This window comes from Shewanella algidipiscicola (genome assembly GCF_900380485.1).
GTDB lineage: Bacteria > Pseudomonadota > Gammaproteobacteria > Enterobacterales > Shewanellaceae > Shewanella > Shewanella algidipiscicola.
Genome location: NZ_OXJV01000012.1, coordinates 602,782 through 626,367 on the forward strand (window position 1 = coordinate 602,782; position 23,586 = coordinate 626,367).

A 23,586-nucleotide genomic window follows, 5' to 3' on the forward strand; every position below is an offset into this window, starting at 1 on the left:
TGACTTAGCATGCTTTGTTAGACTTTTATCCGTTTAGACGTCTATAATGCCCGCGGTCTTGACGGCGATGCCGCTTTGTATGGAATAACAGTTGTGCATTGCCGTTTATAGATAACCAAATTCGAGTCAATCTTTTGTGGTGCCCAGTTGCGTCAGTCGCAATGGGATAATCGGGAAGCCTGTGAAAAGCTGGCACTGCCCCCGCAACGGTGAAAGGTGAAAGCTGAGTGCGCTTGCTACAAGCGTTAAAAAAACTCAGTCTTGTCGTATCAACCGCAGTTTGGGTTTATACCTATCCTCAGTCCGGAGACCGGCCCTTAAGGTGATTTTGAGATTTCGGCGGGCAGATCTCGAAATGCGACTACATATCGCTTTAATAGCGTGAAGTCGTGACCTCTTGCCCCGTTTTCCTTTTAGGAGTTAAAGGTAAATGGGTACACAACCTACAGCTATCGCCCTGTTAATTGGCGGTTTATTAAGTTTTTCTGCGTTTTCAGTGACAGCGCAAAATGCCACCTCTGCGCAAATCAATATCGACGATACTATTACCGTTATCGGTCGTAATGTCAGTACCCCTCTCAATATTGCTGCTAACGTCAATGTGATTGATGCCGCCGCGATTGAGATGAGTGGCGCAACGAGTTTAACCGAAGTGTTACGCGGTCAAAGCGGTATACAGATTTCCGATTCAAACACCGGAGCCGTATTTGCTCTGCGGGGCTTTAGTGCTAGCCAAGCGGCGAGTAATACCTTAATTTTGATTGATGGACGTCGACTAAACAATATCGATATCGCCGCTCCAAGCATTAGCGCCATTGCCCTTAATCAAGTTGAGCGTATCGAGATCATGTCTGGGAGTGCGGGCGTGCTATATGGCGATCAGGCGGTGGGTGGTGTGATTAACATCATCACCAAAGCGCCACAGGGCAGTGGTGGCAGCGTGCAGCTGTCAGGGGGCAGTTTTGATACCTATGAAGGTAACGTTGATGTGTCAGGGGCGATAAACGCTAATTGGCGTTTTTATGGTGCGGCCAGTTATAACCAAGGGGATAACTATCGTGACCATAACGCGAATGAAACCTCATCGTTATTAGGGCGCTTGCAGTATCAAGACGACGTGCAGCACTTTTTTGCCGAAAGCAGTTATTATGACAACCGTCGAGAATTGGCTGGCGCATTAACTCTCGAGCAGATTGAACAAGACCCACGCCAATCAGATGCCAGCGCACTAGGTGCCTATGACAGTTATCTGCATGAGATGACCACGGCGCTGCGTTCGGGCTACCAGCGTCAACTCAATCAGCAATGGGAGCTTGGGGCGGATATCAATTATGCCGACACCTTAATCACAGGGCTCAATAACTGGGGCAGTAACCGCCGTGATACGCGCTCACTGCTGGAATTTAACCCTAAGGCGACCGCTAACTTTACTACTGAAAACGGCCCGTTAACCCTAGTGACCGGGCTCGATTTAAGCCGCGGTGAGTCGGTGTTTAGCAGTGGCCGTGAAAACGTGCAAAAGCAGGCCAGTGCCTATGTGCAAGCCACAGTGCCACTGACTCAAAGTGTGAGTTACATTGTGGGTGGTCGTTATGCTGAGGTGACTGACGATCTGCGCGATCCCAGTGCCTATGCTAGCGGCATTGAGCTGGATCAGGATGCCCATGCGTTTGAACTTGGGATTAACTATCGCCCCACGGACGCTCAGCGTTTTTACCTGCGCGCCGACGACAATTTCCGCTTTGCCAAGGTTGATGAGCAAGCTTATACCCCGGCTAATGTGAAGGGGCTTAAGCCGCAAACTGGCCGCTCTTATGAAGCGGGGTGGGACTGGACGCTAGCGCAGCAAACACTGAGAGTGAGTGCCTATCGCCTCGATCTAGAAGATGAAATTGTGTTCGACCCTAGCGCCGACACTCCAACTGGCGGCAGTTTCCCTGGTGCTAACGTGAACGCCGATGCATCACGTCGTTATGGCGTCAGTTTAGATTGGGATTGGCAAGTCATGCAGCAGGTACTGCTGGGGCTAGAATATAACTACATTGATGCCGAATTTACCGATGGCGTTAATGATGGTAAGTCACTCTCTTGGGTGGCGAAGCATTCGGGTCGTGGCTATATCAGTTACGATATCAGTGAACATGTGCAACTGTTTGTTGAAGGTCTGTATACGGGGGAGCGCTTTATCGAGGGCGACAACGCCAATGTTGATCCTAAGCTAGCGGATTACCTGCTCACCAATGTCGCGCTTAACTATACTCGCGGCGCATGGTTAGCCAGCTTGCGAGTCGATAACCTGCTTGATGAAGAGTATGTTAGCGCAGGTTATTACAGTGCATGGGGCAACGGTTATTACTCGGGGACTGGCCGCGCGCTGCGTTTAACCGCGAGCTACCGCTTTTAAGCGGTAATGCGTGCACGCCAAGTGACTTAAAGTAAGATAAAGCCAGTCAGATTTACTGATTGGCTTTTTTTATGGCTGCAATTTTATCGTAAGTGCATGTTAGCGCTAGCATTACCCGTGAGGCCCAGGCTTAACAACTCCTTTAATTGATTCAGCCAGACTTAATCATTACAGGTTAGTCTTGTGAGTGGCAAAGCGATAAACAAGGAGTAAAAAGATGAAATTAAAATGGTTACTCTTGGGCATCGCCATCGTGTTGCTGGCCTGGCTACTGCCTCAAAAGGGCGAGACGTTAGCAACATTACCGCAGCATGGACGTATTTTGGCCTTTGGCGACAGCCTCACCCAAGGCGTAGGCGCCAGTGCCGGAGCCGATTATCCCAGTGTTCTGGCTAACTTAACCGGCCTTGAGGTGGTTAATGCGGGTATTTCTGGCGAAACCAGCGGCGAAGGGGCGCAGCGATTTGCACAGGTGTTAGATGCCACCCAACCTCATTTAGTGTTATTGCTGGAGGGCGGCAACGATTTTTTACGTAATATGAGTGAGCAGCAAGTTGAGCGAAATTTAGCGCAGATGATTGAGCAGGCGCAGCAGCGTGATATTGCCATTGTTTTAATTGCTGTGCCTCAAAAAGGGATTTGGCTGACACCTGCTAGTCTCTACAAGCGTTTAAGCGAGCAATATGGCTTACTGCTTATTGAAGATAAGTTAGCTGAATTACTTAAATCGAGCGAACTGAAATCCGATGCGATTCATCTCAATAATGCCGGTTATCGTCAGTTGGCTGAGCATCTGCATCAACGTTTACAGCAGGCGGGCGCTATTTGAGCGGACGATGTTGAGATTGTAAGTCGTCAATTTTGCTTATTGCTTATTATGATTTCATCTCAAATTTATCATGAGTTTTACTCATAAAAGTTATTTATCGCTATATAGGGAGTCTCTTACACGTCAATACCCTGCAATTAGCGGGATAAAAGCCATTTAAAATGCCTTTTTTATTTTCGATTCGAGATTATTCAATGTGTTAAGTTGTAACGCTTGTTAGTGGTTTGTAATTTCGTGACGCTATTCCGCGCGGCATGATAGGGTTTTATGGCTAACGTACTCAGCATTATCGATTTATTTGCGATAAAGTAGCGTTTTGTGGCAAATCGACTTGACCGCAGCGGGCGTTTTATGGGTAAATTCGACGGTAATAATTGGCGATTTGCCACAACGATTAATCAGGTTAATAACTTCTCATGACAGATCTTGAGCATCAAGTATTCACTCAAGTACGTGCGATTATCGGCAATGAAGAGCAGGTCATTGGTCGCCGTGGTATTCTTATCCCGTTAAAAAAAGCCATTATTGCCGATGGCGATATTCGTAATGTCATTGATATTGTCTCCTCTGACCCAGCATTAGCGGCTCACATGCTGTACCGCAGCAATGCGGCCGCAGCCCCTTGTGCTGATGCTATTAAAAACCGCTCTCTCAAAGATGCTTTGGTTCGTTTAGGCCAAATTAACATTTATCGTTACGCATTTTCTTTCTATCTCAAAGAGCGACTGGATGAGTTGCCTCAGCTGTATAAAAAGTTGGTGACCGGTTACTGGACACTCACCGAAAGCATAGCTGTAGAATCGGTCGACAGTTTACACCAAATGGAGGGGGTGAATATTGACCCTGATGAAGTGCAAACCTTGGCGCTGTTTAGTGTGTTTGGCGAAATTGTCGCCTTAACTGCCTTTGCCTATTTAAACGCTGAATCGGAACAGTCTCTACCCCTGTCTATCATTAAATCGATCATTGATAACCATAAACAGACCCTCACCCTCGATGCTTTTGAGGCACTCGACTTAGATGAGGAATTACGTCAAGAGTTTATGATAGCGCATAACTTACGTCAGACACGTAATACTGACTCACCTGGTCTGATTCTACGCCGAGTATTAGCGATGCGTAATCAGCTGCTTAAACCGCTTTAACCCTCGATGCGCGCAGCGCAAGTAAGCCTAAAACCTGTTTTGAGTGTGATAACAAAACAGGTTTTGCTGTTTATCTAAATGAGTATTCTCTCTGCTCTATTTTCTCAGCGTTAATTGAGAATATCCTGTTTCGCCATGCCCTCGCTTGCCACTAACTGCAACCAGTGTTGCGCCACTCGAGTTTTGCTACTGCTGCGGCGATAGGCCCCAAATAGCGGGCGTTTTAAGCCGTCGCGGCCTAATGGTAACGCACTAAGTGACAAGCCATGGGCTTGGTTAATCGACCATGTGGGGAGGGCGGAGACGCCATCTTTACAGGCGATGCGTTGCAATAGCATGGAGGTGAGATCGCATCGAATTTGTTTAGCGATAGGTACGCCCGCCGGCTCCATAAAGTGGCGATAAATGTCTAAACGTTCGGGCGGCACTGGGTAGGTGAGCAAGGTTTGCTTGGCTAAATGAGCTGGGCTGACAAAAGGCTGCGTTGCTAGGGGATGATCGGCGGCGCAAATTAGTTTTACTTCAAAATCAAATAGGTGCTGATAGGTAATATCATGATCTGGAATAGGGTCTGACGTCAGTACCACATCTAATTGCCCCTGCTTGAGTGCCGTTAGCGAATCAAATAGATGCCGGCTCGATAGCTCTAAATTACTGTGGGGAAAGCTGGCATTAAACTCAGTGATAACCGGCATTAACCAGCGAAAACAGCTGTGACATTCAATCCCGACAAACAGATCGGTATTGTCGCTATTGAGGCCATTTTTAAGATCAAGCTCGGTCTCTGTCACCTTAGGCAATATCTCTTCGGCTAGATGCAGTAGCCGCACACCTTCTTGAGTAAACGACAGCGGCTTGCTCTTACGGATAAAGATAGCTGAGTTGATCCGAGTTTCCAGCTCTTTGATTTGATGGGATAAAGCCGATTGGGTGACAAAGCGTTTCTCTGCAGCCCCTGCAAGACTGCCACTTTCCTTGAGTGCAACTAATGTGCGTAAATGCCTAAGCTCTATCATTTTTACCTCAGATGAATCTTGCTCATGTTGGGGTTGAAATCAATTCCATTGCGAACCAACAGACTAACACAATAAACTTCTAGACGTCCAGACGCCTGTTTCGTTGTGGCGTATTTATTATTAATCAAGCTTGAGCTGTGATGTCAGTGCAGGGGCATCATTCATTGGCTTATCTCATTTAGAAGGGTATCAGTATGCAAACTATCAATATCGCGTCATTAGGTTTTCCTCGAATTGGGCGTCAGCGTGAACTTAAATTTGCGTTAGAGCAATATTGGCGCCAAGAGATCACGCCAGCGGCGCTACATGAGGTGGCCAGCACTTTACGGCAAACTCATTGGCAGTGGCAGGCCGATGCGGGGGTGAGTTTGTTGCCAGTAGGTGACTTTGCCTACTACGATCAGGTGCTTACCTTAAGCGCCACCATTAATGCTATTCCAGCTCGCCATCGTGATGGTGACAAGGTGGATTTAGATACCCTATTTAGAGTGGCACGAGGGCGCGCCCCAACAGGTGCGGCCAGCAGCGCCTCGCAAATGAAAAAGTATTTCAATAGTAATTATCACTATATCGTGCCCGAGCTGAGTCAAAATCAAACCTTCAGTATTGCCTATGAACAGTTGTTTGATGAGGTGGAGCAGGCCAAAGCCTTGGGTCATCAGGTGAAACCTGTGTTGCTTGGGCCACTGTCTTACCTCTACTTGGCAAAATGCGAGGGGCAAGCATTTGATAAGTTGAGTTTGTTACCCCAATTGATTGAGGTTTATCAGGCGATCCTTGCTCGCTTTAAAGCCCAAGGGGTGACCTGGGTGCAACTTGATGAACCCATCTTAGCGTTAGAGTTAACGCCTGAGTGGCAAGCGCCCTTTGCCGCAACCTATGCCTCATTGAGCCGCGCGCAGGTTAAGCTGTTACTGGCCAGTTATTATGGCTCGGTGGCACATCACCATGAGCTCATTGCGAATTTAGCAGTGGCGGGTATTCATCTGGATTTAGTCAGTGCGCCGGAGCAGTTGTCGTTGTTTGCGAGCAGTTTACAGCCCGAGCAAATATTGAGCCTAGGGGTGATTAACGGTCGGAATGTCTGGGCGGCTGAGTTAGATAAGATTGCCGCGGATATTGCCCCTGTGGTGGCCGATTTAGGCAAGCAGATCTGGTTAGCGCCGTCTTGCTCGTTACTGCATAGCCCGGTGGATCTTGATGTGGAAACCGAGCTCGATACAGCGCTGCGTCAGCAGCTCAGTTTTGCCAAACAAAAACTCAATGAGCTTAGCCAGTTGCGTACCCTATTAATCGAGCCAGACTCAGAGGCTGCTCGGGCCACCGCCGAGCGCTGCCGAGCGCGCCGCGAGGCTAGGCAGCAGGCGGCTAATTTGCAGGTGAATGAGCGCGTCGCTGGGTTAACCACTGGCGATTTTGAGCGTCAAAGCGGCTTTGCCCTGCGGCAAGTATTACAACAGCAGCGCCTGCGCTTGCCTTTACTGCCGACCACGACCATAGGCTCATTCCCACAAACCCCTGCCATACGAGGACTGCGCAGTCGTTGGCGTAAAGGTGAGTTGACCGAAGCGGCATATATTGCCCAGTTGCAAGGTGTTACTCGCGACACCATACAGAGGCAGTTAAAACTGGGTATCGATGTGTTGGTTCATGGTGAAGCCGAACGTAACGACATGGTGGAATACTTTGGTGAACAGTTAGATGGCGTTGGTTTTACCCAATTTGGTTGGGTGCAAAGTTACGGCTCACGTTGTGTTAAACCGCCCTTGATTTATGGTGATGTCTCACGGCCTAAGCCGATGACATTAGACTGGGCCACCTATGCCCAATCGCTGACTGACAACCCCGTCAAAGGGATGCTGACTGGCCCAGTAACCATCTTACATTGGTCATTTGCCCGCGAAGATATTAGCCGCGAGGTGATCGCAAACCAACTGGCCTTGGCCATCCGTGATGAAGTAGTTGATCTGCAAAACGCGGGGATTAAGATTATCCAGATCGATGAACCGGCATTTCGCGAAGGGTTGCCGCTGAAACAATCACAGTGGCAAACCTACTTAGATTGGGCGGTAAACGCCTTTAAACTCAGCGCCGCCGGCGTTAAGGATGACACCCAGATCCACACCCATATGTGTTACAGCGAGTTTAATGCCACCATCGCATCGATTGCCGCCATGGACGCCGATGTGATCACCATTGAAACTTCGCGCTCAAATATGGAGTTGCTCAATGCCTTCGAAGATTTCGACTATCCCAACGAGATAGGCCCAGGCGTGTATGATATTCATAGCCCAAATATCCCCAGCGTCGAGCAGATGGTTGCGCTTATCGACAAGGCGGCGACTAAAGTTCCTGTTCGCCAATTGTGGGTTAATCCAGATTGTGGGCTCAAGACGCGCACTTGGGATGAAGTTGAACCTGCGCTGCAAAATATGGTGACGGCCACGCAGGAGCTAAGACGCAGACTTGGCTGATTGATGCGTTGAGCGAACCCGCCCAAGATGGCAGTGATCCTTTAAAGCCGATGGCGCTATGTGCGCCATCGGCTTCTTAACCTTGGGTAGCGGCGCATCTGCCGCTTAGTATGATGAATACCATCAAAAGCAAGCCGTTCATCTCGCCGAGACAGCCTGATAGGTAACACCTGTGTCAGTTAGCTGTCATTTATGGGCGCTATCCCGGCGTAGTTGATGCCCGATAGCAGCGCCATCTCTCTATGCCATGTGGCTAAGTCATTAGGGTTAAAATCACTTAGATGATGATGACCACAGGCGCGCGCCATCACCTGCATCAGCTCGGTTGAGGCGGCAAGAAAGTTGGCCAGTTGCCGCGCCGAGGTGTCGATATTCAGTCGCTGGCGTAGAGAGGCATCTTGGGTGGCGATACCTGCTGGGCAGTTATTGGTATTACAAATTCGCGCGGCCACACAGCCAATGGATTGCATCGCGCTGTTTGCGATGGCGACGCCGTCGGCGCCCAAGGCCATGGCTTTAACAAAGTCCATCGGTAATCGCAGACCGCCAGTGATAATCAAGGTGACGCGCCCGCTAGCGCCCTGGCTGTCTAAATAGCGCCGCGCCCGAGCAAGTGCCGGGATGGTCGGAACACTAATATGGTCGCGAAATATTTGTGGCGCCGCGCCTGTGCCACCACCGCGGCCATCTAAGATGATGTAGTCGGCGCTGGCGTCGAGGGCAAACTGGATATCTTGCTCGATATGGTTGGCGCTCAGTTTAAAACCGATAGGCACGCCACCACTGAGCTCACGTACGCGATCGGCAAAACGTTTGAAGTCGCTAACCGTGCGCAGGTCGTGAAAAGTCGGTGGCGAGATGGCGTCTTCACCGGCTTTTATTCCCCGTACTTCGGCTATTTTTCCCTGATTTTTGATGCCAGGTAGGTGGCCGCCAGTACCGGTTTTAGCGCCTTGGCCACCTTTAAAATGAAATGCCTGAATCGAGTGTAATAGCGCCTCTTTATAACCAAATTTGGCGCTGGCGAGCTCATAAAAATAACGTGAGTTGGCCGCTTGCTCGGCAGGTAACATGCCCCCTTCACCAGAGCAGATGCCTGTTCCAGCAAGTTCTGCACCTTTGGCTAAGGCGATTTTCGCTTCTTCAGACAGGGCGCCAAAACTCATATCAGAGACCAATAAGGGGATGCTCAGTTGCAGCGGCTTACGCGCCTCGGGCCCGATGATAAGCTCGGTGTGTACCTTCTCATCTTCAAATAGCGGTTTTGTTGCCATCTGCGCGGTCATTATTTGGATAGCGTCCCACTGGGGCAACTGTTGGCGCGGCACGCCCATGGCGACTATAGGGCCGTGATGCCCAAGCATGCTTAGCCCTTCTCTGGCTAGCTGGTGGATGAGGGCAACGCTGGGCTCTTCTGCTGTGGCGATGGCGATTGGCATCTCATCCTTGCGCCGCGCCGTGGAGATGCCGGGGCCTTCTGTGCCGACTTGTTCTTGGGTAAATTGCTTATGGCTGCCGTCGCAAAAAGGGGTATTACCTGTGTGCTTGCAGGCGCACAGGTAGGCGTCGCCATCTTGTTTTGCCGTAAATGCTTTGGGCTCAAAGCCGCTACCCTGATGAGAACCATCGCAAAATGGTTGATTGTTAGAGCGGCCACAGGCACAAAAAAAGTATTCTTTGCCTTGCGCTAATTTGACTTTCTTGGGTTTGTTGTCGGCAATAATAGGCTTGTCCATTCGAGCTCCTATGCAGATGAACTGTGGCGATGATTTATGGCGCTTACATTGCCTTCAGTCTAGGAGATTTTTGCCATTAATGCCGATAGTCGGCTTTTCACGGGCAGAGGTAAAAAAGCTTTCTATACTCAAAGTAGACGACCAACTAACTTGGGAGAATCATTATGAGTCACACCTATAAGATTATCGAGCTTGTCGGATCTTCACCCATCAGCTCCGATGAAGCGATAAAGAATGCCATCGCCGAAGCGAGTCAGTCGTTACATCATTTACGTTGGTTTGAGGTGGTTGAGACCCGTGGCCATTTAGAGGAGGGGCTCATTGCCCATTGGCAAGTCACGGTTAAGGTGGGTTTTACCTTAGATACTGACAGATAACGGAAGCAGGCGATAGGTGGTTTGCGCCACGGCTCATATTTAGGCTTACGCATCTCTTGGTAAGCCTTTTTCAATGGTGCGGATCACTCGCTGGGTCTTACGGTTAGGGTGCTGCGCGGCGACCGTTTGTACCGCTAATGTACAGGCTTTATCGGCTGGTGGGTTGGTTTTTGTCTGCTGCTGTATTAATGCCCAGTCAATATGTTCTATTACCATCTCATCGACCTCATCGCTTATACGTCTGTGTCGCAGCGCGGCGATAATGTCATCCGAGTGCGGCGCATTGCCCAGCGCCACGGCAATGTTACGAAGCCAGCGCTTATGGCCAATACGGCGAATGGCACTGCCTTCGGTGTAACGTAAAAACTCGGCTTCACTCCAAGCAAACAGTGTGAGCAATTGCGGGTGTTTAAGTGGGTCGCGAGTGTGAAAGTCACTCTCTTGGGTCAATGGTGCCTGGGCATTGACGGGGCACACCAGCTGGCAGTCGTCACAGCCGTAGATACGGTTGCCGATCAGCGGCCGAAATTCGATTGGGATCGCGCCCTGCAGTTCGATGGTCAGGTAAGAGATGCAACGCCCGCCATCGACGACATAGGGTTCAACGATGGCGTTGGTGGGGCACGATTTGATGCAGGCGACGCAGGTTTGGCAATCGGCCTGAATAGGCAGATCTATCGGCAGCGGCAGATCGATAAGCAGCTCGCCTAAGAAGAACCAGCTACCGGCCTGATGATTGAGCAACAAGCTGTGTTTACCCGTCCAGCCAATGCCAGCCTTCTCGGCTAATGGTCGCTCAAGAATTGGGGCTGAATCGACAAAAGGCCGAAAGTTGGGTTTTTCCATGCCTAAACTGGTTAATTCTGCCTCAATCTGTTGACCCAATTTTTTGAGCCGATTACGGATCATCTTATGGTAATCACGCCCGCCAGCATAGCGAGAAATATAGGCCATATTCGGGTCGCGTAAATGGGTAGCAAAGCCAGCTTCTGGTGGCAAATAATCCATTCTCGCCGAGATAACCCTTAAGGTGCCGGGGTGGAGTTCTTGCGGGCGGGCTCGCATCATCCCGTGGGCCTGCATGTAGTGCATCTGTGCGTGATACCCCTTGTCGAGCCAGGCTTGTAGCTTGGGCTCTTCTTGGGTTAAGTCGGTGTCGGTAATGCCTATTTGTGCAAATCCGAGCGCTTTGCCCCACTGCTTTATCTTGATGGCAAGTTGTTGCAGTTGGCTGCTATTGAGTTGAGATAGCGCTGTTGGCTGTGTTTGCATGGTAATGGTATCGACATAGTGATGATGGCTAACTGCTACATAATACCAGTTAAGCCGCAGTGGCAACACCTTGAGTGGCTTACAAGCTTAATCAGCAATTAGTGTCAGCATCAGAATTAGTATCAGCATTTGCGTAAGGGGGGCGATGCACAATGGCGAGCCGTTCATATGGGGTTTATGGCACTCAGTTTTGCTTTTCGTCTACGTGACAGGTATAAAGTCAGCCTTTTCCCGATATCTATATTAAGCGAGTTATAGTGAAACGATTATGCGCAAGTATTGTCATGCTGCTGAGTTCATCTTACTGCAGCGCATCTAGCCTTGAACAGTCGGGGGATGTATTGCATCTGCTGTTACCTGCGGTCACGTTGGGGGCCTCTATTGCCGTTGAAGATGATTATCAGGGCAGTTGGCAGCTGATCAAAAGCGGCGTGGTCTCACGGGTGGCGGTCGAAGGCTTAAAGTATGCTATCGATAAACAGCGTCCAGATGGATCGGGCGATGACTCTTTTCCCTCTGGACACACCGCCGATACCTTTGCCGCGGCTACTTTTGTGCAGCAACGCTATGGTTGGCAGTGGGCGATCCCGGCTTATGTGGCTGCCGGTTATGTGGGTTATACCCGGGTGGCGAGTGATAACCACTATCTGGAAGATGTGTTAGCGGGCGCAGCGATTGGCATAGTGTCGGGACTCTATTTTACCGATCCCTATAAAGGTATCACCATCAGCCCGATTGCCGGTAAAGATAACTATGGTATCTATATCAGTGGGACATTTTAATTAAAGGGTTTACAAACATATGAATTATCAGAGCCAAGCCTATCAACAGCGGGCACAACAGGTGGCGTTAAACGTCTGCAATAGCGTTATCCCTATGGATAAGGTGCCGGCTAATTTGATGGAAGCTTATGCCAATCTTTGTCAGGAATTGATTGAAGATAAAGACCAAAAATTTGCAGCCGTGTGGGATGGCCTACCAGCCAGTGCCAGTGCATTATTGCCGCAAGCCGATTTTCATGGTTTTTATATCGCTAACGCTTGGTTGCAACTGAGTCGTGTGGCGCAAGATATTGCCGAGCTGGCCGACAGTGATGAAGCCATTGATGAAAAAGAGTACAACAATATTTTTACGCGTTTATCGGATGCGTCATTAAAAGAAAGTGCTAAAAAGCTTAAAAAAGCGCGTACCGACAGAGCCTTACTTAACAGCATCAAGAGTGTGATTGGCGGCGAGTGATAAGGTGTCGCCATGACGATGCGACATGTGAGTGCCACTAAGAGATAATGAACGCCCATCATTAACGCGGTTAATGATGGGCGTTTTTTTAGGGCGGGATAAGCGGTTAAACCGAGGCGATTTCGGCGGCGGTTAAGTAGCGCCACTCGCCAGGTGCGAGCGCCTCGTCCAGTTCGATATGGCCGACACATTCGCGGTGTAAGCCGACAACTTTATTGCCTACAGCGGCAAACATGCGTTTGACTTGATGATACTTACCTTCGGTGATTGTTAGTCGCACCTGTTGCGGGTCAATAATCTCTAAGGTGGCAGGCTTGGTTAGACCATCTTCATTTCTCAGTGCTATGCCTTGGGCAAACTCGGCAATGAGCGCTTCACCAATTGGATCGGCCAGCTGCACTAGATAGCGCTTACCGCACTCCTTTTTGGGTGAGGTGATTTTATGTGACCATTGGCCATCGCTGGTGATCAGTACTAGCCCTGTGGTATCGACATCTAAGCGACCAGCAATGTGCAGCTCTTCCGGTTTGGCGACATCGATAAGGCTCAGCACCGACGGGTACTCTTCATCTATGGTTGAGCAGATGGTGTTGACTGGTTTATTGAGCATGATAAAGCGAGGACCAATCACTGAGATGACTTCACCATTAAGGCAAATTTGATGGTGTGGAGTCACTTTAAAACCGGCGTCTTTGACTATGGTGCCATCGCAGGTCACATCGCCTCGATGCAGGGCTTTTTTGGCCAGTGAACGGGTTAAAGAGGTGGACTCGCAGATAAATTTGTCTAAACGCACAGGTTACTCGGCAATAAAATCATAATGGCAGACATTATGAGGCTAGCGTCGCCAAAGGGAAAGGGGTAGCGTAGTAATTCGCATGCCACCGCCAGCCATCCATTGGATGCCGAGCGCCGCTTGCAGGGATGGGAAACCGCAAAGGCGCTCTATATTGGTGAGCGGGTGTGGATTGGTGGTGGGGCGATTATTCTCCCTGGGGTGACGATTGCCAATGAGGCGGTGATTGCCGCTGGGGCTGTGGTGAGCAAAGATGTGGCGGCTTAAACCCTTGTCGCCGGCAATCCAGCGAGAGAGATTAAACCGCTTTAACGGCAGTGTTATGGGTTAAATGGCACCTGTGATATGAAACCTTTAGTTACATATAAGTGGCGCAATGGCGACGCTAGATCGGGAGATTAACTTGTTTACTTTAGCCCAAACAATTTAACATGTGTGGCTTGTGGTAGACGATTTATTTGAGCTAGTGAGTAATACAGCGGGCCTCTAGCGTGATAGTCACAATGATGCACATAGCGACAAAACAATAATTCAATCAGCATAGACCAAGGAATTCAGATGAAGAAAGTGCTCGTAGGCGGACTTTGCGCCTCATTAATCGTGGGCCTTAGCGCCTGCAATAGCGATAACGTCGAAGTTAGTGCGCCAGATACGGCCAAAACAGAAGCCGCAGTTGCCGTAGAACAAGCGCTGACGTCGGGTATCGACTTTGCTAACTTTGACAAATCGGTTCGTCCGCAAGATGACTTTTACTCATATGTAAATGGTACCTGGATTAATAACACCGAGATCCCAAGCGATCGAACCAGCACGGGTGCCTTTTATGATTTACGTGAAAAGTCTCGTGATGACGTTAAAGCCATTATTGAAGAAGTGGCAGCCACGCCTAACCTTACCGCGGGCAGTGACGAGCAAAAAGTGGCCGATCTGTATCGCTCATTCATGGACACCGACACCTTAAACGCATTAGGGATAAAGCCTATTCAGGCTGAACTAGATAAGATTGCCGCACTGCAAAACAAAGATGAATTAGTCGAGTATTTTGCCCATAGCCAAGTGATTGGCGGCGGCACCCCCCTAGCGTTTTATATCAACATCGACGCCAAAGATTCTAGCCGTTATGCCACCCATATTTGGCAGTATGGCTTAAGCTTGCCTGAAAAAGATTACTATTTTAACGAGGCAGAGCGCTTCGTTAAAATTCGTCAAGCGTTTGTCGAACACATTGAAAAAATGTTCACGTTGGCAGGCTTACCTAATCCAAAAGCCAGTGCAGAGCAGGTGTTAGCGCTTGAGACCGCTATCGCTAGCCGTCATTGGGATGTGGTCGAAACGCGTGATAGCACTAAGACCTATAATTTGTATCAAGTGGCTGAGCTCGCTACCTTAGCACCAGACATCAACTGGGACGGTTACCTTAAAACCTTAGGTGCCGACCAGCAAGCAGACATTATCATTAACCAACCTAGCTTCATTGAAGGCTTCAATGAGGTGCTTAAGGCTAATGATTTAGCCACATGGCAGACCTACATGACTTGGCAGACATTAACCCATTTTGCCGGGAATTTAAGCTTAGATCTCGATAAAGAAAATTTTGAGTTTTTTGCTAAGACACTTAATGGCCAAGCCGAACAAGAGCCTCGTTGGAAGCGTGGCGTGGGCGCGGTGAATTCTGTCTTAGGTGAAGTTGTCGGCAAGGTGTACGTTAAGCGTCACTTTACTCCTGAAGCTAAAGAGCGCATGCAAGGTTTGGTTGAAAACTTGCGCGGCGCCTACGGCGAAAGTATCGAAAACTTAAGCTGGATGAGTCCAGACACCAAAGTGGCGGCTAAAGATAAGTTGGCTAAATTTGACCCTAAAATCGGCTATCCCGATCGCTGGGAAGATTACACTAAGCTGACCATTAAAAGTGATGACTTAGTGGGTAACGCCATGCGCGCCAGTACCTTAAGCCATGATAAAGAGCTAGAAAAACTTGGCTCAGCGATTCGTAAGTGGGAGTGGCACATGACGCCGCAAACGGTTAATGCTTACTACAACCCAACGATGAATGAAATCGTCTTCCCTGCGGCTATCTTACAACCGCCATTTTTTAACATGGCAGCCGATGATGCGGTTAACTATGGTGGCATTGGCGCCGTAATTGGCCATGAAATGGGCCATGGCTTCGATGACCAAGGGGCTAAGTTTGATGGTGAAGGCAACATGCGTGATTGGTGGACAGAGCAAGACTTAAAAGAGTTTGCCGTGCGTGGTAAAGCCCTAGTCGAGCAATACAATAATTATGCGGTGTTTGATGATCTCAAGGTCAACGGCGAATTAACGCTGGGTGAGAACATTGGCGACCTGTCGGGGGTGACCATCGCCTATAAGGCTTACAAGATGTCACTCGATGGCAAAGAAGCGCCTGTTATTGACGGCTTGAGTGGTGATGAGCGCTTCTTTATCGGCTTTAGCCAAATTTGGCGCGCTAAGATGAAAGAGGAAGCGATGCGTAATCGAGTGGCAACCGATCCCCATTCGCCGGCTAAATTCCGTGCGATAGGAGCATTGTCAAATATGCCCGAGTTTTACACCACCTTTAACGTTAAAGAGGGCGACGCTATGTATATCGCGCCTGAAAAGCAGGTGAAAATTTGGTAAGTCTTTAAGGCAAGATTAAGCGTTATTCTATCTGCCGTTATGCAGATAGGTTTCACGCTTTAAAGTTTGACTTTAATTAATAAAAAGAGCGCATTACGCGCTCTTTTTATTGGTGGTGTTTTATTGTGCGTTAAGATGAATCAATATTCACTTTGCATTCAGCAAGGGTTAAGCCATTGGAGGATAGATTAGAGGCTCAAGGTTAGGATTGTTACCGAGGATGGTTATGAATAGATTATTTCGCACCTTTATTATTTTCCTGTTATTGCTGTCGACCCGTAGCGGTTTAGCCGCCAGTTATGAACCCCAAGTAAATCTAAAAGATCCACGCAGCAACTTCATCTCACGCCAATCATTTCATCCTAACCTCGCCGGCCTTATCGCCATCCCTACCACATCATCGCAACCCATTCGACAAACCAGCAGTAATCTAGAACAACTTTACGCCAAAGCCGAGGGGGCGCAGCAAGAGTTGCGAGACATACTCAAGAGCCTTGATGGGGCAGAGCATTACGAGCTGATGGTGCCGGCGGTTAAAAGTTATCAGCGTGCGGCGCAGAAGGTCGCCGTTAAGTTTAATGGTGATGCTAGTCAAATTACCGATTTAGCCCGTGCCAGTATTGTTGCCAGCGATATTCATCGCCTGATGCATGCGTTCGAAGCGTTGCAACACAAGGCGACGATTGTGCAAGTTAAAAACCGCTTTGCCACGCCTAAAGCATCGGGTTATCGCGATCTTAATTTATTGGTACAGCTGCCACAAAGCGGCATGATTGCCGAGGTTCAGTTACACCTTAAAGCGATTGCTGAGATTAAAAGTGGTGAGGAGCATCAGATTTATCAAGCAGTGCAAACGATTGAGGCCAACGCCAAACAGCAGCAACGTGCTCTGACCCAATTGGAACTGGCGAAAATCACTCAGTTACGTCAGCAGTCTCATAAGTGTTATCACAAGGCATGGTTGCACTATAAACGTATCGACAGTGCCCACCTCATTGCCCAAGCTGCGTAGCTGGCAACGGCATATTGTTCTCAGCCGATGGCGTCGCGACGACAGATAATCCACCGCGATGTCATTGAGCTGAGTTTACCCATTAGCCCTCGGCCGAAATTGGCTTAACAAATCCCCGCCAAAGCGATTATACTTGCCGCCATTAGCCCCATAACTAGCGAATAAACCATGCATGATCTGATCGAACAGCTACAGGAATTAAGTGAAACCGTACCGGTTCCGCTAGAGTTACCCACCTTTGAACAGCTGGTGGAGGTGGAAGAGCAAATTTTGATCCCACTGCCTGCAGAGTTAAAAGAGTACCTCTTGTATGCCAGTGATGTGATCCACGGTACGCTAGAACCCGTGACCGCCAGCGATCCTTATGCACATACCTATTTGCCCGAGGTGACCTCATACGCTTGGTCTATCGGCCTGCCTCGAGAGTATATCGCTATCTGTCAGATGGGCGATGACTTTTACTGTATCGACCAAGAGGGTCAAGTGATGTTGTGGCGTGATGGTGAGCTCGATGATGAGGGCTGGGAATCGTTTTGGCAGTGGGCCGAAGATGTGTGGATTCAAGCTTAGCCGCTTAACCTTATCAGCGCTTTTTTACCTTAGCTGATATTTGCAAAAGCAAAACGATAAATGTTTACGCACCCAATTTGGAAATCAATATGTCGAAAAATGCAGAATTAAATGCGATTGAAATTACCTACCTTCGCCACTCTTTAGGTTTAAGCGCAGCGCAAGTGGCTGAACTATCAAAGTCGACCGAAGCGCAAGTGTTGGCTTGGGAAGCGGGCGAGGCTGACGTATCAGGACTTGCAGCAAAAAAATTACTTGAGCTTGATGAAACCATCGAGATGCAAGTGCTTAACACCTGTGATGGTATTGAAGAATTATTTAAAAAAGAACCCAAGCGACATTTAAGCTTTGTGGTGTACCCAACGCAGGCGATTTATACCCAATACAACCCTGAGTTTTTGAGTGCGCTGCCATTAACTGAGCTGTATAACACCGCGGCATGGCGCATCAAAAAAGAGTGCAAGTTGGTGCTAGAGGTCGATGTGACCCTAATCGCTCTGGATGTCGAAGCCTACAAAGCTTATCGCGAAAAAGAGGGGCTTAAAGAGAGCCGTGAAAACCGTGCTAAGTGGGCGGCCACCCAGCTTTAAGTGTTAGCTCTCATACCGTAAAGGTAAGCAGAAGACCAATGCCAGTCAGCTTAGCTGACTGGCATTTTTTGTTGGGGCTTGCTCGATGTCGATTGCCTCGCCGTTGAGGATGACCTATTTTCAGCAGGCTTGAGTGTCAAAGTTGCAATGTGCTTCTATTAAGGTGTCATCGTTTTCTGGAAACGTCTTAGCTCAGTTAATGGTAATGATGGAAAGCTGGTGAGCATGAGCCTTATGGCTGCTTTTGGGTCTTTATTTTTAGTGGGTGTTAGCATTTTTTTCGTCTGAAATGATGTTGCTATGCTATTTGTTTAAGCTTGATTGAGGGAGGCGCAGTAAGCTAATCGGGCGATGTGCTTGATATAAAAACGGCGCCATTTGGCGCCATTTGAGGTTAATGAGATTAGAACTTCATCGACAGTTTAGTGTAGAGGTAGCGTCCCATTGGGTTGTGAACCGAGATCACGTAGCCGTAGAGATCCGTGTCACCATCACCGATGGCAAAGGGAGGTTCTTCATCGAATACGTTATTTACCCCAAAGGTTAGCTTAACGGTATCGTTAAAGCGGTAAGAGCCTGACATATCAACCAGCAGCTGTGATTCAACCATACGAGATTGGTTGGTTTCAAAATCCAATACGCCATCGAAATCAATGTCTGGCGTATCTTCGAACTCACCTATGTAGCTGAAATTAACGTTGGCAGCAAAATCATCCATTGCCCAATGTGATGTTAATAACCAGCGATTTTTAGGGAACTTATATTCGCCTGTGTAATCGAGGTTATCTTTTTCGAAATTATGCAAGTAGCTGTATTCTAAACCGAACTTAATGTCACCATAGCCGTCTAGTTCTAGACCGTAATGGGCTGATAAGTCCATGCCTTGCACTTCTTGCGAGCTGAGGTTAATAAAGCTGGAGTTGATAACACTGATTGGGCCAAGTGATTGTCCGGCTTGAGGCGCTAAACGTTCACAAATAGTACTGTTTTGATCATTACAATTGGCAGTGTAGAGATCGCCTAAAGGCTGCTTATCGATTTTGTTATCTTGGGTAATGCTATAGACATCGAAACCAATGTCGAACTGTTGGCTCGGTGCCCATATAAGACCGGCGTTCCATGTTTCAGACTCTTCGGCCTCAAGGTTGGCGTTACCCGAAAACTCGGTATTGTAATCTAATGCGGTGCAATCGACGTTGTCGGCAGCGCAGCGATAGGTATCAATAAAAAAGCTACTTTCTTGTGATGGACCTAAGCCAATTTGTGCCAGAGAGGGAGCACGAAAGCCGGTTGACCAAGAAGCGCGAGCGGTAACTTCATCACTAATTCCCCATTGGAATGCCACTTTAGGGTTAGTGGTTGAACCAAAATCACTGTAATGGTCATAGCGGCCAGCTAGTTGCAGCTCAAAGTTATCGGTCAGCGGAATCGAAAATTCAACATAAGCTGCGTATTGATCGCGATCGGCTTGAGCGGAGACGGCTTCGGTACCGAAGATTAAGCCTCGTTGAAATTGATCATCGGGAATATCGCTGACATCTTCTTCGCGGTATTCGACCCCCGCAGCCATCATCACGTCACGCTCGGCTAGTGTAAAGGCATGGCCTGTAATGCTGGCATCATAGGCAGTAAGGTGAGATACACCTTGGCGCACTAAACTAGTGGTTATTCTATCAATAACCTCTTGTGAATTGATTGTGCCACCAAAAGGGTTGTAGTTACCTGCGTCGATTTCTGCTTGCAAGAAGTCGGTTCTCACCCAACCTTGCGAACGATCGCCTTTTTGGGTCGATTCGCTGCGCCCTTTTTGGGCCGAGACTTCCCAATCCCAATCATTAATGTTACCGCGAAGTCCGGCCACCAAACGTAGCGAGTCGGATTCAATATCCCAGCTGCGAGCACCCGCATCAACAGTGCGGAAGCGGCCAATTTGAATATCTTTGCCCCAAGGGTTATCAGGGTGGCTACCGGGAACCGTCAGTCCTGCATCTTCATCTAACGGGGTCGGTGCGCCGCCCGCTTCTGAGGTGTTATGTTGAGCGGCAATTTCGAGGAAAGCGGTTAACTCATCATTAAAGTGGTAGTCAAATTGGGCGATAGCTCCAACGCGCTCCGCAGCCGGAATGGTTAAGTTATAAGGACCATAATCAAACAAACAACTTCCGCCTGCTGTGGCGCTATCAGCTGGACAGTCAGGATCGATAGTTTTTACGCCATCAACATAAAAGTACCCCGGGAAACCACGAGAAGAGCGGAAGTCTTCGCCACCGTATGGGCTTTGATCTGCGGTACCTAAACGGCCGAGTTCATCGGCAGCTAGGGTGTCGTTTTTAAAATAATCAAGAATGATTGAGGCGCTGCCTTGGTCCGACTTGGTGCCCCACACTAAACTCGCGGTTTGCTCGTTGTACCCTGTGTCGGATGCATCACCATAACCTAAGTTAAGCTCAATGCCTTCGATATCTTTTTTCAACACGATGTTAACTACGCCAGCTATCGCATCAGAGCCGTAAATGGCAGAAGCCCCATCTTTTAAGATATCGATACGCTCAATGGATGAAACCGGGATATTGTTAATATCGACAAAGGAGTTAGTGATCCCTTCAGCAAATGAACTGACAGATACCCGGCGGCCATTAATTAATACAAGTGTGGCATCAGGACCTAGGCCGCGAAGGCTGATAGACGCAGCGCCATTGGCAGTAGAGTCTTGGCTATTACCGCGGGTAGAAAATGCCCCGGCGCCGTTGGCTGGCATGCGCTCAAGTAATTGCTGCAGATTATCGAAGCCCATGTTGGCGATATCATCTTTATTGATCGATTGGATCGGTGATGGACCTTCGATGTCGGTACGTTTAATGCGAGAACCTGTTACTTCGATACGTTCAACTGTGTCATCAGCAGCGTAGGCGTGAGGAGTCAGTGCGATTGTAATGGCAATAGCGCAAGCGCTTGGCCAAGTTTGAGGTCTTTTCATGATCTTCCCTAATGATGTTTTTATAGTATTAATTCAGTGACTGACGACAACTAAGTGACTGCCAGACTTCGGATTGCTGTCTACTGTCTGGTTGTTGTTTAATTGTTGTTTTTTTGTTTGATTTGAGTTATCTAATTTAGCGACTAGGAACTTAATGTCAATAGGCGATCAGGCTAAGTGGCGAGCGAATGAAGAATTGGTATCTTATTGAGTTGTTGTACGGTGTTATCGCGTTAAGTTTTCTAGGGGACTGCAGTGAATCAGCTATAAACTTGATGTTCAGGGTTTATGTAGCGGCTAGCTATAACATTGTGGCTTTACTGTCCAATGGTAGGTTAGTGAGAAAATGTGATGGACAATCTCTGATAAACTGTTTCTTATAAAAGGTCTGAAATAAACAATGTGTTATAGACGGAGCATGGTAACTCATGTAGCTAATAACTGAGTGTATTTCGATTGATAACGATTATTTTTAAACCTTAATGATTAAATTACCGATAAACGGATAAATACACTATGAATAGTACCCAAACCGTGGCGGCCATTGGCCCACTTGGGCGAGTCAATCGCGTACTCAAAGCCACAGGCCCCGGGTTGTTAATGGCGGCAGCTGCCATTGGTGCATCGCATTTGGTCGCCTCAACCCGCGCTGGCGCCGAATTTGGTTGGCAGCTAGCTTGGGTGATCGTGGCGGTTAATTTACTTAAGTATCCATTTTTTGCGGCGGGAGCGCGTTATACCGCCGCTACTGGCGAGAGCCTGCTGCATGGTTACCTGCAGCAAGGCAGGCGCTACCTATTGCTGTTTACTGTGCTCAATACCCTTGCTGCCATTGCTAGCACCGCCGGGGTGGCGATGTTAACGGCGGCGATGCTCACTTTGTTTATTCCCTTGTCTATCGATATCTTGGCGTTCATCGTTTTAGCCTCTAGCTTGCTCATGCTGATATTGGGGCATTATCAACTGCTTGATAAGGTGACCAAGGTGGTCATGTTGGTGTTAACCATTACCACCTTAACGGCAGCCGCATTAGCGTTTAATGCTGAGCCAATGATAGTTGACGGATTTGTGTCACCTTCGCCATGGGATTGGGCCCATGTGGGCTTTTTGGTGGCGATGATGGGCTGGATGCCCGCGCCTATTGAGGTCAGTTGTTGGAATTCATTGTGGTTATTAGAAAAGCAAAAGCAGCAAAGAGTGACTCAAGCGCAAGCCCTGTTCGATTTTAATTTAGGTTATGCCACTACAGCGGTGTTGGCGGTGGTGTTTTTATCCTTAGGGACCTTGGTGATGCACGGCAGCGGTGAGCACTTTTCCGCCTCTGGCGCTCAATTTGCTGACCAGCTCATAACCCTTTATAGCCAAGTTCTTGGCAGTGAAAGTCGTTATTTAATCACCATTGTGGCCCTGCTGTGTATTTTCAGCACGACAGTGACAGTGATCGATGGTTACAGTCGAACTTTAGCGTTAGGTTGGCAATTATTGGTGCAGCAATCAAACGACAAAAGCAGTGCCTGGCTAACGGCTATCATGGTCGGAGTAAGTCTATTGGGGCTGGGGATCATCTTATTTTTCAAAGGCGCCTTGCTGCCATTATTGCAGTTTGTGATGACGTTAGCGTTTATGACGACCCTTATTTTTGCGTGGCTCAATTACCGTTTGATGACCAGTGAACGCTTGGCAGTGGCGGATCGTTATGGCACAAAAATGCGTTTATTATCTTGGTTGGGTATGGGGTATTTGCTGGGCTTTGCCGGCTTATTTATCTATTGGAAAATATTAGGATAATCGTTTTTCTTGTCGGCTTGACTCCAATGTATATACGCAGGTGAAATATCGACGGCTTGATGAGCCAAAAATGGTGAAAAAACCGCTTAGTAAAGGGTAAAACTCGGTTATAATACGCCTCTAAGATGATCGCGCAGCCGCGCAATCCAAAAGGTAAAGACATTCGATTATGATTAACAACGATATATTACGCCGTTTACGTTTTGTGTTTGACTACCAAAATGCGAAAATGATTAAGATTTTTGCCAAGGTAAAACATGAGATTACCCAAGAAGAACTGCTCGACATGCTTAAGAAAGAGTCAGAAGAGGGTTATAAACCGTGTAACGATAAGACCCTTTGTCTGTTCCTTGATGGCTTGATCATCGAGAAGCGGGGGTTAAAAGAGGGCGCTGAGATCCCTGAACCCGTGTCGCAGTTAAACAATAACCTGATATTCAAGAAGCTTCGAGTCGCACTTGAGATGCGTGAAGAAGATATCATCAACACGCTTGCCTTGGCAGACTTCAGCATGAGTAAGTCAGAGTTAGGTGCTTTGTTTAGAAAGCCTGGCCATAAGCACTTTAAAGAGTGTGGTGATCAGGTGTTGCGTAACTTCCTTACTGGGTTATCGATTAAATATCGTGGTAAGTGAGCTTAAATCAGTCATATTGGAAGCACAGCCTAGGCTGTGCTTTTTTGTGGGCCAAAGTAGGATGTTTAAAACAAAGGTAAGGAT

At 48.3% G+C, this 23,586-nt stretch carries 18 protein-coding genes, 1 pseudogene and 1 riboswitch; of the genes and pseudogenes, 14 read left to right on the top strand and 5 right to left on the bottom strand.

The genetic code is table 11. The features are described 5' to 3' along the window. Positions 1 to 120 precede the first annotated feature (120 nt). A riboswitch (cobalamin riboswitch) is annotated at positions 121 to 333 on the top strand. A 97-nt stretch (positions 334 to 430) separates the two neighbouring features. The 3 genes from DN599_RS10130 (at position 431) to DN599_RS10140 (ending at position 4,378) form a co-directional block, all read left to right on the top strand. Further along, positions 431 to 2,404, top strand: a complete 1,974-nt coding sequence (locus DN599_RS10130) for a TonB-dependent receptor (protein WP_110457475.1) — start codon at positions 431 to 433, stop codon at positions 2,402 to 2,404. Between the two features lie 217 nt (positions 2,405 to 2,621). After that, positions 2,622 to 3,233: a GDSL-type esterase/lipase family protein gene (locus DN599_RS10135; RefSeq protein WP_110457476.1), complete on the top strand. Its 612-nt coding sequence runs from the start codon at positions 2,622 to 2,624 to the stop codon at positions 3,231 to 3,233. A gap of 416 nt (positions 3,234 to 3,649) precedes the next feature. After that, positions 3,650 to 4,378 carry an HDOD domain-containing protein gene (locus DN599_RS10140; RefSeq protein WP_110457477.1) on the top strand — a complete coding sequence of 243 codons (729 nt, stop codon included), beginning with the start codon at positions 3,650 to 3,652 and terminating at the stop codon, positions 4,376 to 4,378. Between the two features lie 110 nt (positions 4,379 to 4,488). Here the strand turns inward: DN599_RS10140 and DN599_RS10145 are convergent, their stop codons facing one another. Then, positions 4,489 to 5,394, bottom strand: coding sequence for a LysR family transcriptional regulator (locus DN599_RS10145; protein WP_110457478.1), 906 nt, complete (start codon positions 5,392 to 5,394; stop codon positions 4,489 to 4,491). A 203-nt stretch (positions 5,395 to 5,597) separates the two neighbouring features. On the opposite strand from DN599_RS10145, the gene metE reads away from it, so the two are divergent. Beyond that, positions 5,598 to 7,868 (top strand): 5-methyltetrahydropteroyltriglutamate--homocysteine S-methyltransferase, encoded by a 2,271-nt coding sequence (metE, locus tag DN599_RS10150; protein WP_110457541.1) that lies wholly within the window; start codon positions 5,598 to 5,600, stop codon positions 7,866 to 7,868. Positions 7,869 to 8,047: 179 nt separating this feature from the next. Here metE and DN599_RS10155 read toward each other — a convergent pair whose 3' ends face one another. Further along, entirely contained in the window at positions 8,048 to 9,604 is a 1,557-nt protein-coding gene (locus tag DN599_RS10155; RefSeq protein WP_110457479.1) for a glutamate synthase-related protein, read from the bottom strand. A gap of 164 nt (positions 9,605 to 9,768) precedes the next feature. On the opposite strand from DN599_RS10155, the gene DN599_RS10160 reads away from it, so the two are divergent. After that, a complete protein-coding gene (locus DN599_RS10160; protein WP_110457480.1) occupies positions 9,769 to 9,981 on the top strand; it encodes a dodecin in 213 nt (70 codons plus the stop codon). Positions 9,982 to 10,026: 45 nt separating this feature from the next. Here DN599_RS10160 and queG read toward each other — a convergent pair whose 3' ends face one another. Further along, complete coding sequence (gene queG / locus DN599_RS10165) at positions 10,027 to 11,253, bottom strand: tRNA epoxyqueuosine(34) reductase QueG (protein ID WP_110457542.1); 1,227 nt, start codon at positions 11,251 to 11,253, stop codon at positions 10,027 to 10,029. Positions 11,254 to 11,537: 284 nt separating this feature from the next. Here queG and DN599_RS10170 point away from each other — a divergent pair, with 284 nt between their 5' ends. Both DN599_RS10170 and DN599_RS10175 read left to right on the top strand, forming a co-directional pair. Beyond that, entirely contained in the window at positions 11,538 to 12,035 is a 498-nt protein-coding gene (locus tag DN599_RS10170) for a phosphatase PAP2 family protein (RefSeq protein WP_373317399.1), read from the top strand. 19 nt (positions 12,036 to 12,054) lie between these two features. Continuing rightward, positions 12,055 to 12,492, top strand: coding sequence for a DUF3069 domain-containing protein (locus DN599_RS10175; protein WP_110457482.1), 438 nt, complete (start codon positions 12,055 to 12,057; stop codon positions 12,490 to 12,492). A 106-nt stretch (positions 12,493 to 12,598) separates the two neighbouring features. Here DN599_RS10175 and rsuA read toward each other — a convergent pair whose 3' ends face one another. After that, a complete protein-coding gene (gene rsuA / locus DN599_RS10180) occupies positions 12,599 to 13,288 on the bottom strand; it encodes a 16S rRNA pseudouridine(516) synthase RsuA (RefSeq protein ID WP_110457483.1) in 690 nt (229 codons plus the stop codon). An 87-nt stretch (positions 13,289 to 13,375) separates the two neighbouring features. On the opposite strand from rsuA, the pseudogene DN599_RS10185 reads away from it, so the two are divergent. The 5 genes and pseudogenes from DN599_RS10185 to DN599_RS10205 all read left to right on the top strand — a co-directional run. Beyond that, positions 13,376 to 13,555: pseudogene (locus DN599_RS10185) on the top strand (DapH/DapD/GlmU-related protein); the annotation flags it as partial. A gap of 291 nt (positions 13,556 to 13,846) precedes the next feature. Further along, positions 13,847 to 15,931 carry a M13 family metallopeptidase gene (locus tag DN599_RS10190; RefSeq protein WP_110457485.1) on the top strand — a complete coding sequence of 695 codons (2,085 nt, stop codon included), beginning with the start codon at positions 13,847 to 13,849 and terminating at the stop codon, positions 15,929 to 15,931. Positions 15,932 to 16,157: 226 nt separating this feature from the next. Further along, positions 16,158 to 16,943 (top strand): RelA/SpoT domain-containing protein, encoded by a 786-nt coding sequence (locus tag DN599_RS10195; RefSeq protein WP_110457543.1) that lies wholly within the window; start codon positions 16,158 to 16,160, stop codon positions 16,941 to 16,943. A gap of 168 nt (positions 16,944 to 17,111) precedes the next feature. Further along, positions 17,112 to 17,513 carry an SMI1/KNR4 family protein gene (locus tag DN599_RS10200; protein WP_110457486.1) on the top strand — a complete coding sequence of 134 codons (402 nt, stop codon included), beginning with the start codon at positions 17,112 to 17,114 and terminating at the stop codon, positions 17,511 to 17,513. 89 nt (positions 17,514 to 17,602) lie between these two features. Beyond that, positions 17,603 to 18,103, top strand: a complete 501-nt coding sequence (locus DN599_RS10205) for a DUF4447 family protein (protein WP_110457487.1) — start codon at positions 17,603 to 17,605, stop codon at positions 18,101 to 18,103. A 403-nt stretch (positions 18,104 to 18,506) separates the two neighbouring features. On the opposite strand, the gene DN599_RS10210 is transcribed toward DN599_RS10205, so the two are convergent. Continuing rightward, positions 18,507 to 21,080: a TonB-dependent receptor gene (locus tag DN599_RS10210; protein WP_110457488.1), complete on the bottom strand. Its 2,574-nt coding sequence runs from the start codon at positions 21,078 to 21,080 to the stop codon at positions 18,507 to 18,509. Positions 21,081 to 21,596: 516 nt separating this feature from the next. On the opposite strand from DN599_RS10210, the gene DN599_RS10215 reads away from it, so the two are divergent. Next, positions 21,597 to 22,868, top strand: a complete 1,272-nt coding sequence (locus DN599_RS10215; protein ID WP_239473278.1) for an Nramp family divalent metal transporter — start codon at positions 21,597 to 21,599, stop codon at positions 22,866 to 22,868. A gap of 169 nt (positions 22,869 to 23,037) precedes the next feature. Then, positions 23,038 to 23,502 (top strand): YehS family protein, encoded by a 465-nt coding sequence (locus DN599_RS10220; RefSeq protein ID WP_110457489.1) that lies wholly within the window; start codon positions 23,038 to 23,040, stop codon positions 23,500 to 23,502. Positions 23,503 to 23,586: the final 84 nt, after the last annotated feature.

Bases quoted from the DNA above. Each gene is read 5' to 3' on its own strand.
- DN599_RS10130 (WP_110457475.1), top strand. From the start codon at position 431: ATGGGTACACAACCTACAGCTATCGCCCTGTTAATTGGCGGTTTATTA.
- DN599_RS10135 (WP_110457476.1), top strand. From the start codon at position 2,622: ATGAAATTAAAATGGTTACTCTTGGGCATCGCCATCGTGTTGCTGGCC.
- DN599_RS10140 (WP_110457477.1), top strand. From the start codon at position 3,650: ATGACAGATCTTGAGCATCAAGTATTCACTCAAGTACGTGCGATTATC.
- DN599_RS10145 (WP_110457478.1), bottom strand. From the start codon at position 5,394: ATGATAGAGCTTAGGCATTTACGCACATTAGTTGCACTCAAGGAAAGT.
- DN599_RS10155 (WP_110457479.1), bottom strand. From the start codon at position 9,604: ATGGACAAGCCTATTATTGCCGACAACAAACCCAAGAAAGTCAAATTA.
- DN599_RS10160 (WP_110457480.1), top strand. From the start codon at position 9,769: ATGAGTCACACCTATAAGATTATCGAGCTTGTCGGATCTTCACCCATC.
- queG (WP_110457542.1), bottom strand. From the start codon at position 11,253: ATGCAAACACAGCCAACAGCGCTATCTCAACTCAATAGCAGCCAACTG.
- DN599_RS10170 (WP_373317399.1), top strand. From the start codon at position 11,538: ATGCTGCTGAGTTCATCTTACTGCAGCGCATCTAGCCTTGAACAGTCG.
- DN599_RS10175 (WP_110457482.1), top strand. From the start codon at position 12,055: ATGAATTATCAGAGCCAAGCCTATCAACAGCGGGCACAACAGGTGGCG.
- DN599_RS10190 (WP_110457485.1), top strand. From the start codon at position 13,847: ATGAAGAAAGTGCTCGTAGGCGGACTTTGCGCCTCATTAATCGTGGGC.
- DN599_RS10195 (WP_110457543.1), top strand. From the start codon at position 16,158: ATGAATAGATTATTTCGCACCTTTATTATTTTCCTGTTATTGCTGTCG.
- DN599_RS10200 (WP_110457486.1), top strand. From the start codon at position 17,112: ATGCATGATCTGATCGAACAGCTACAGGAATTAAGTGAAACCGTACCG.
- DN599_RS10205 (WP_110457487.1), top strand. From the start codon at position 17,603: ATGTCGAAAAATGCAGAATTAAATGCGATTGAAATTACCTACCTTCGC.
- DN599_RS10210 (WP_110457488.1), bottom strand. From the start codon at position 21,080: ATGAAAAGACCTCAAACTTGGCCAAGCGCTTGCGCTATTGCCATTACA.
- DN599_RS10215 (WP_239473278.1), top strand. From the start codon at position 21,597: ATGAATAGTACCCAAACCGTGGCGGCCATTGGCCCACTTGGGCGAGTC.
- DN599_RS10220 (WP_110457489.1), top strand. From the start codon at position 23,038: ATGATTAACAACGATATATTACGCCGTTTACGTTTTGTGTTTGACTAC.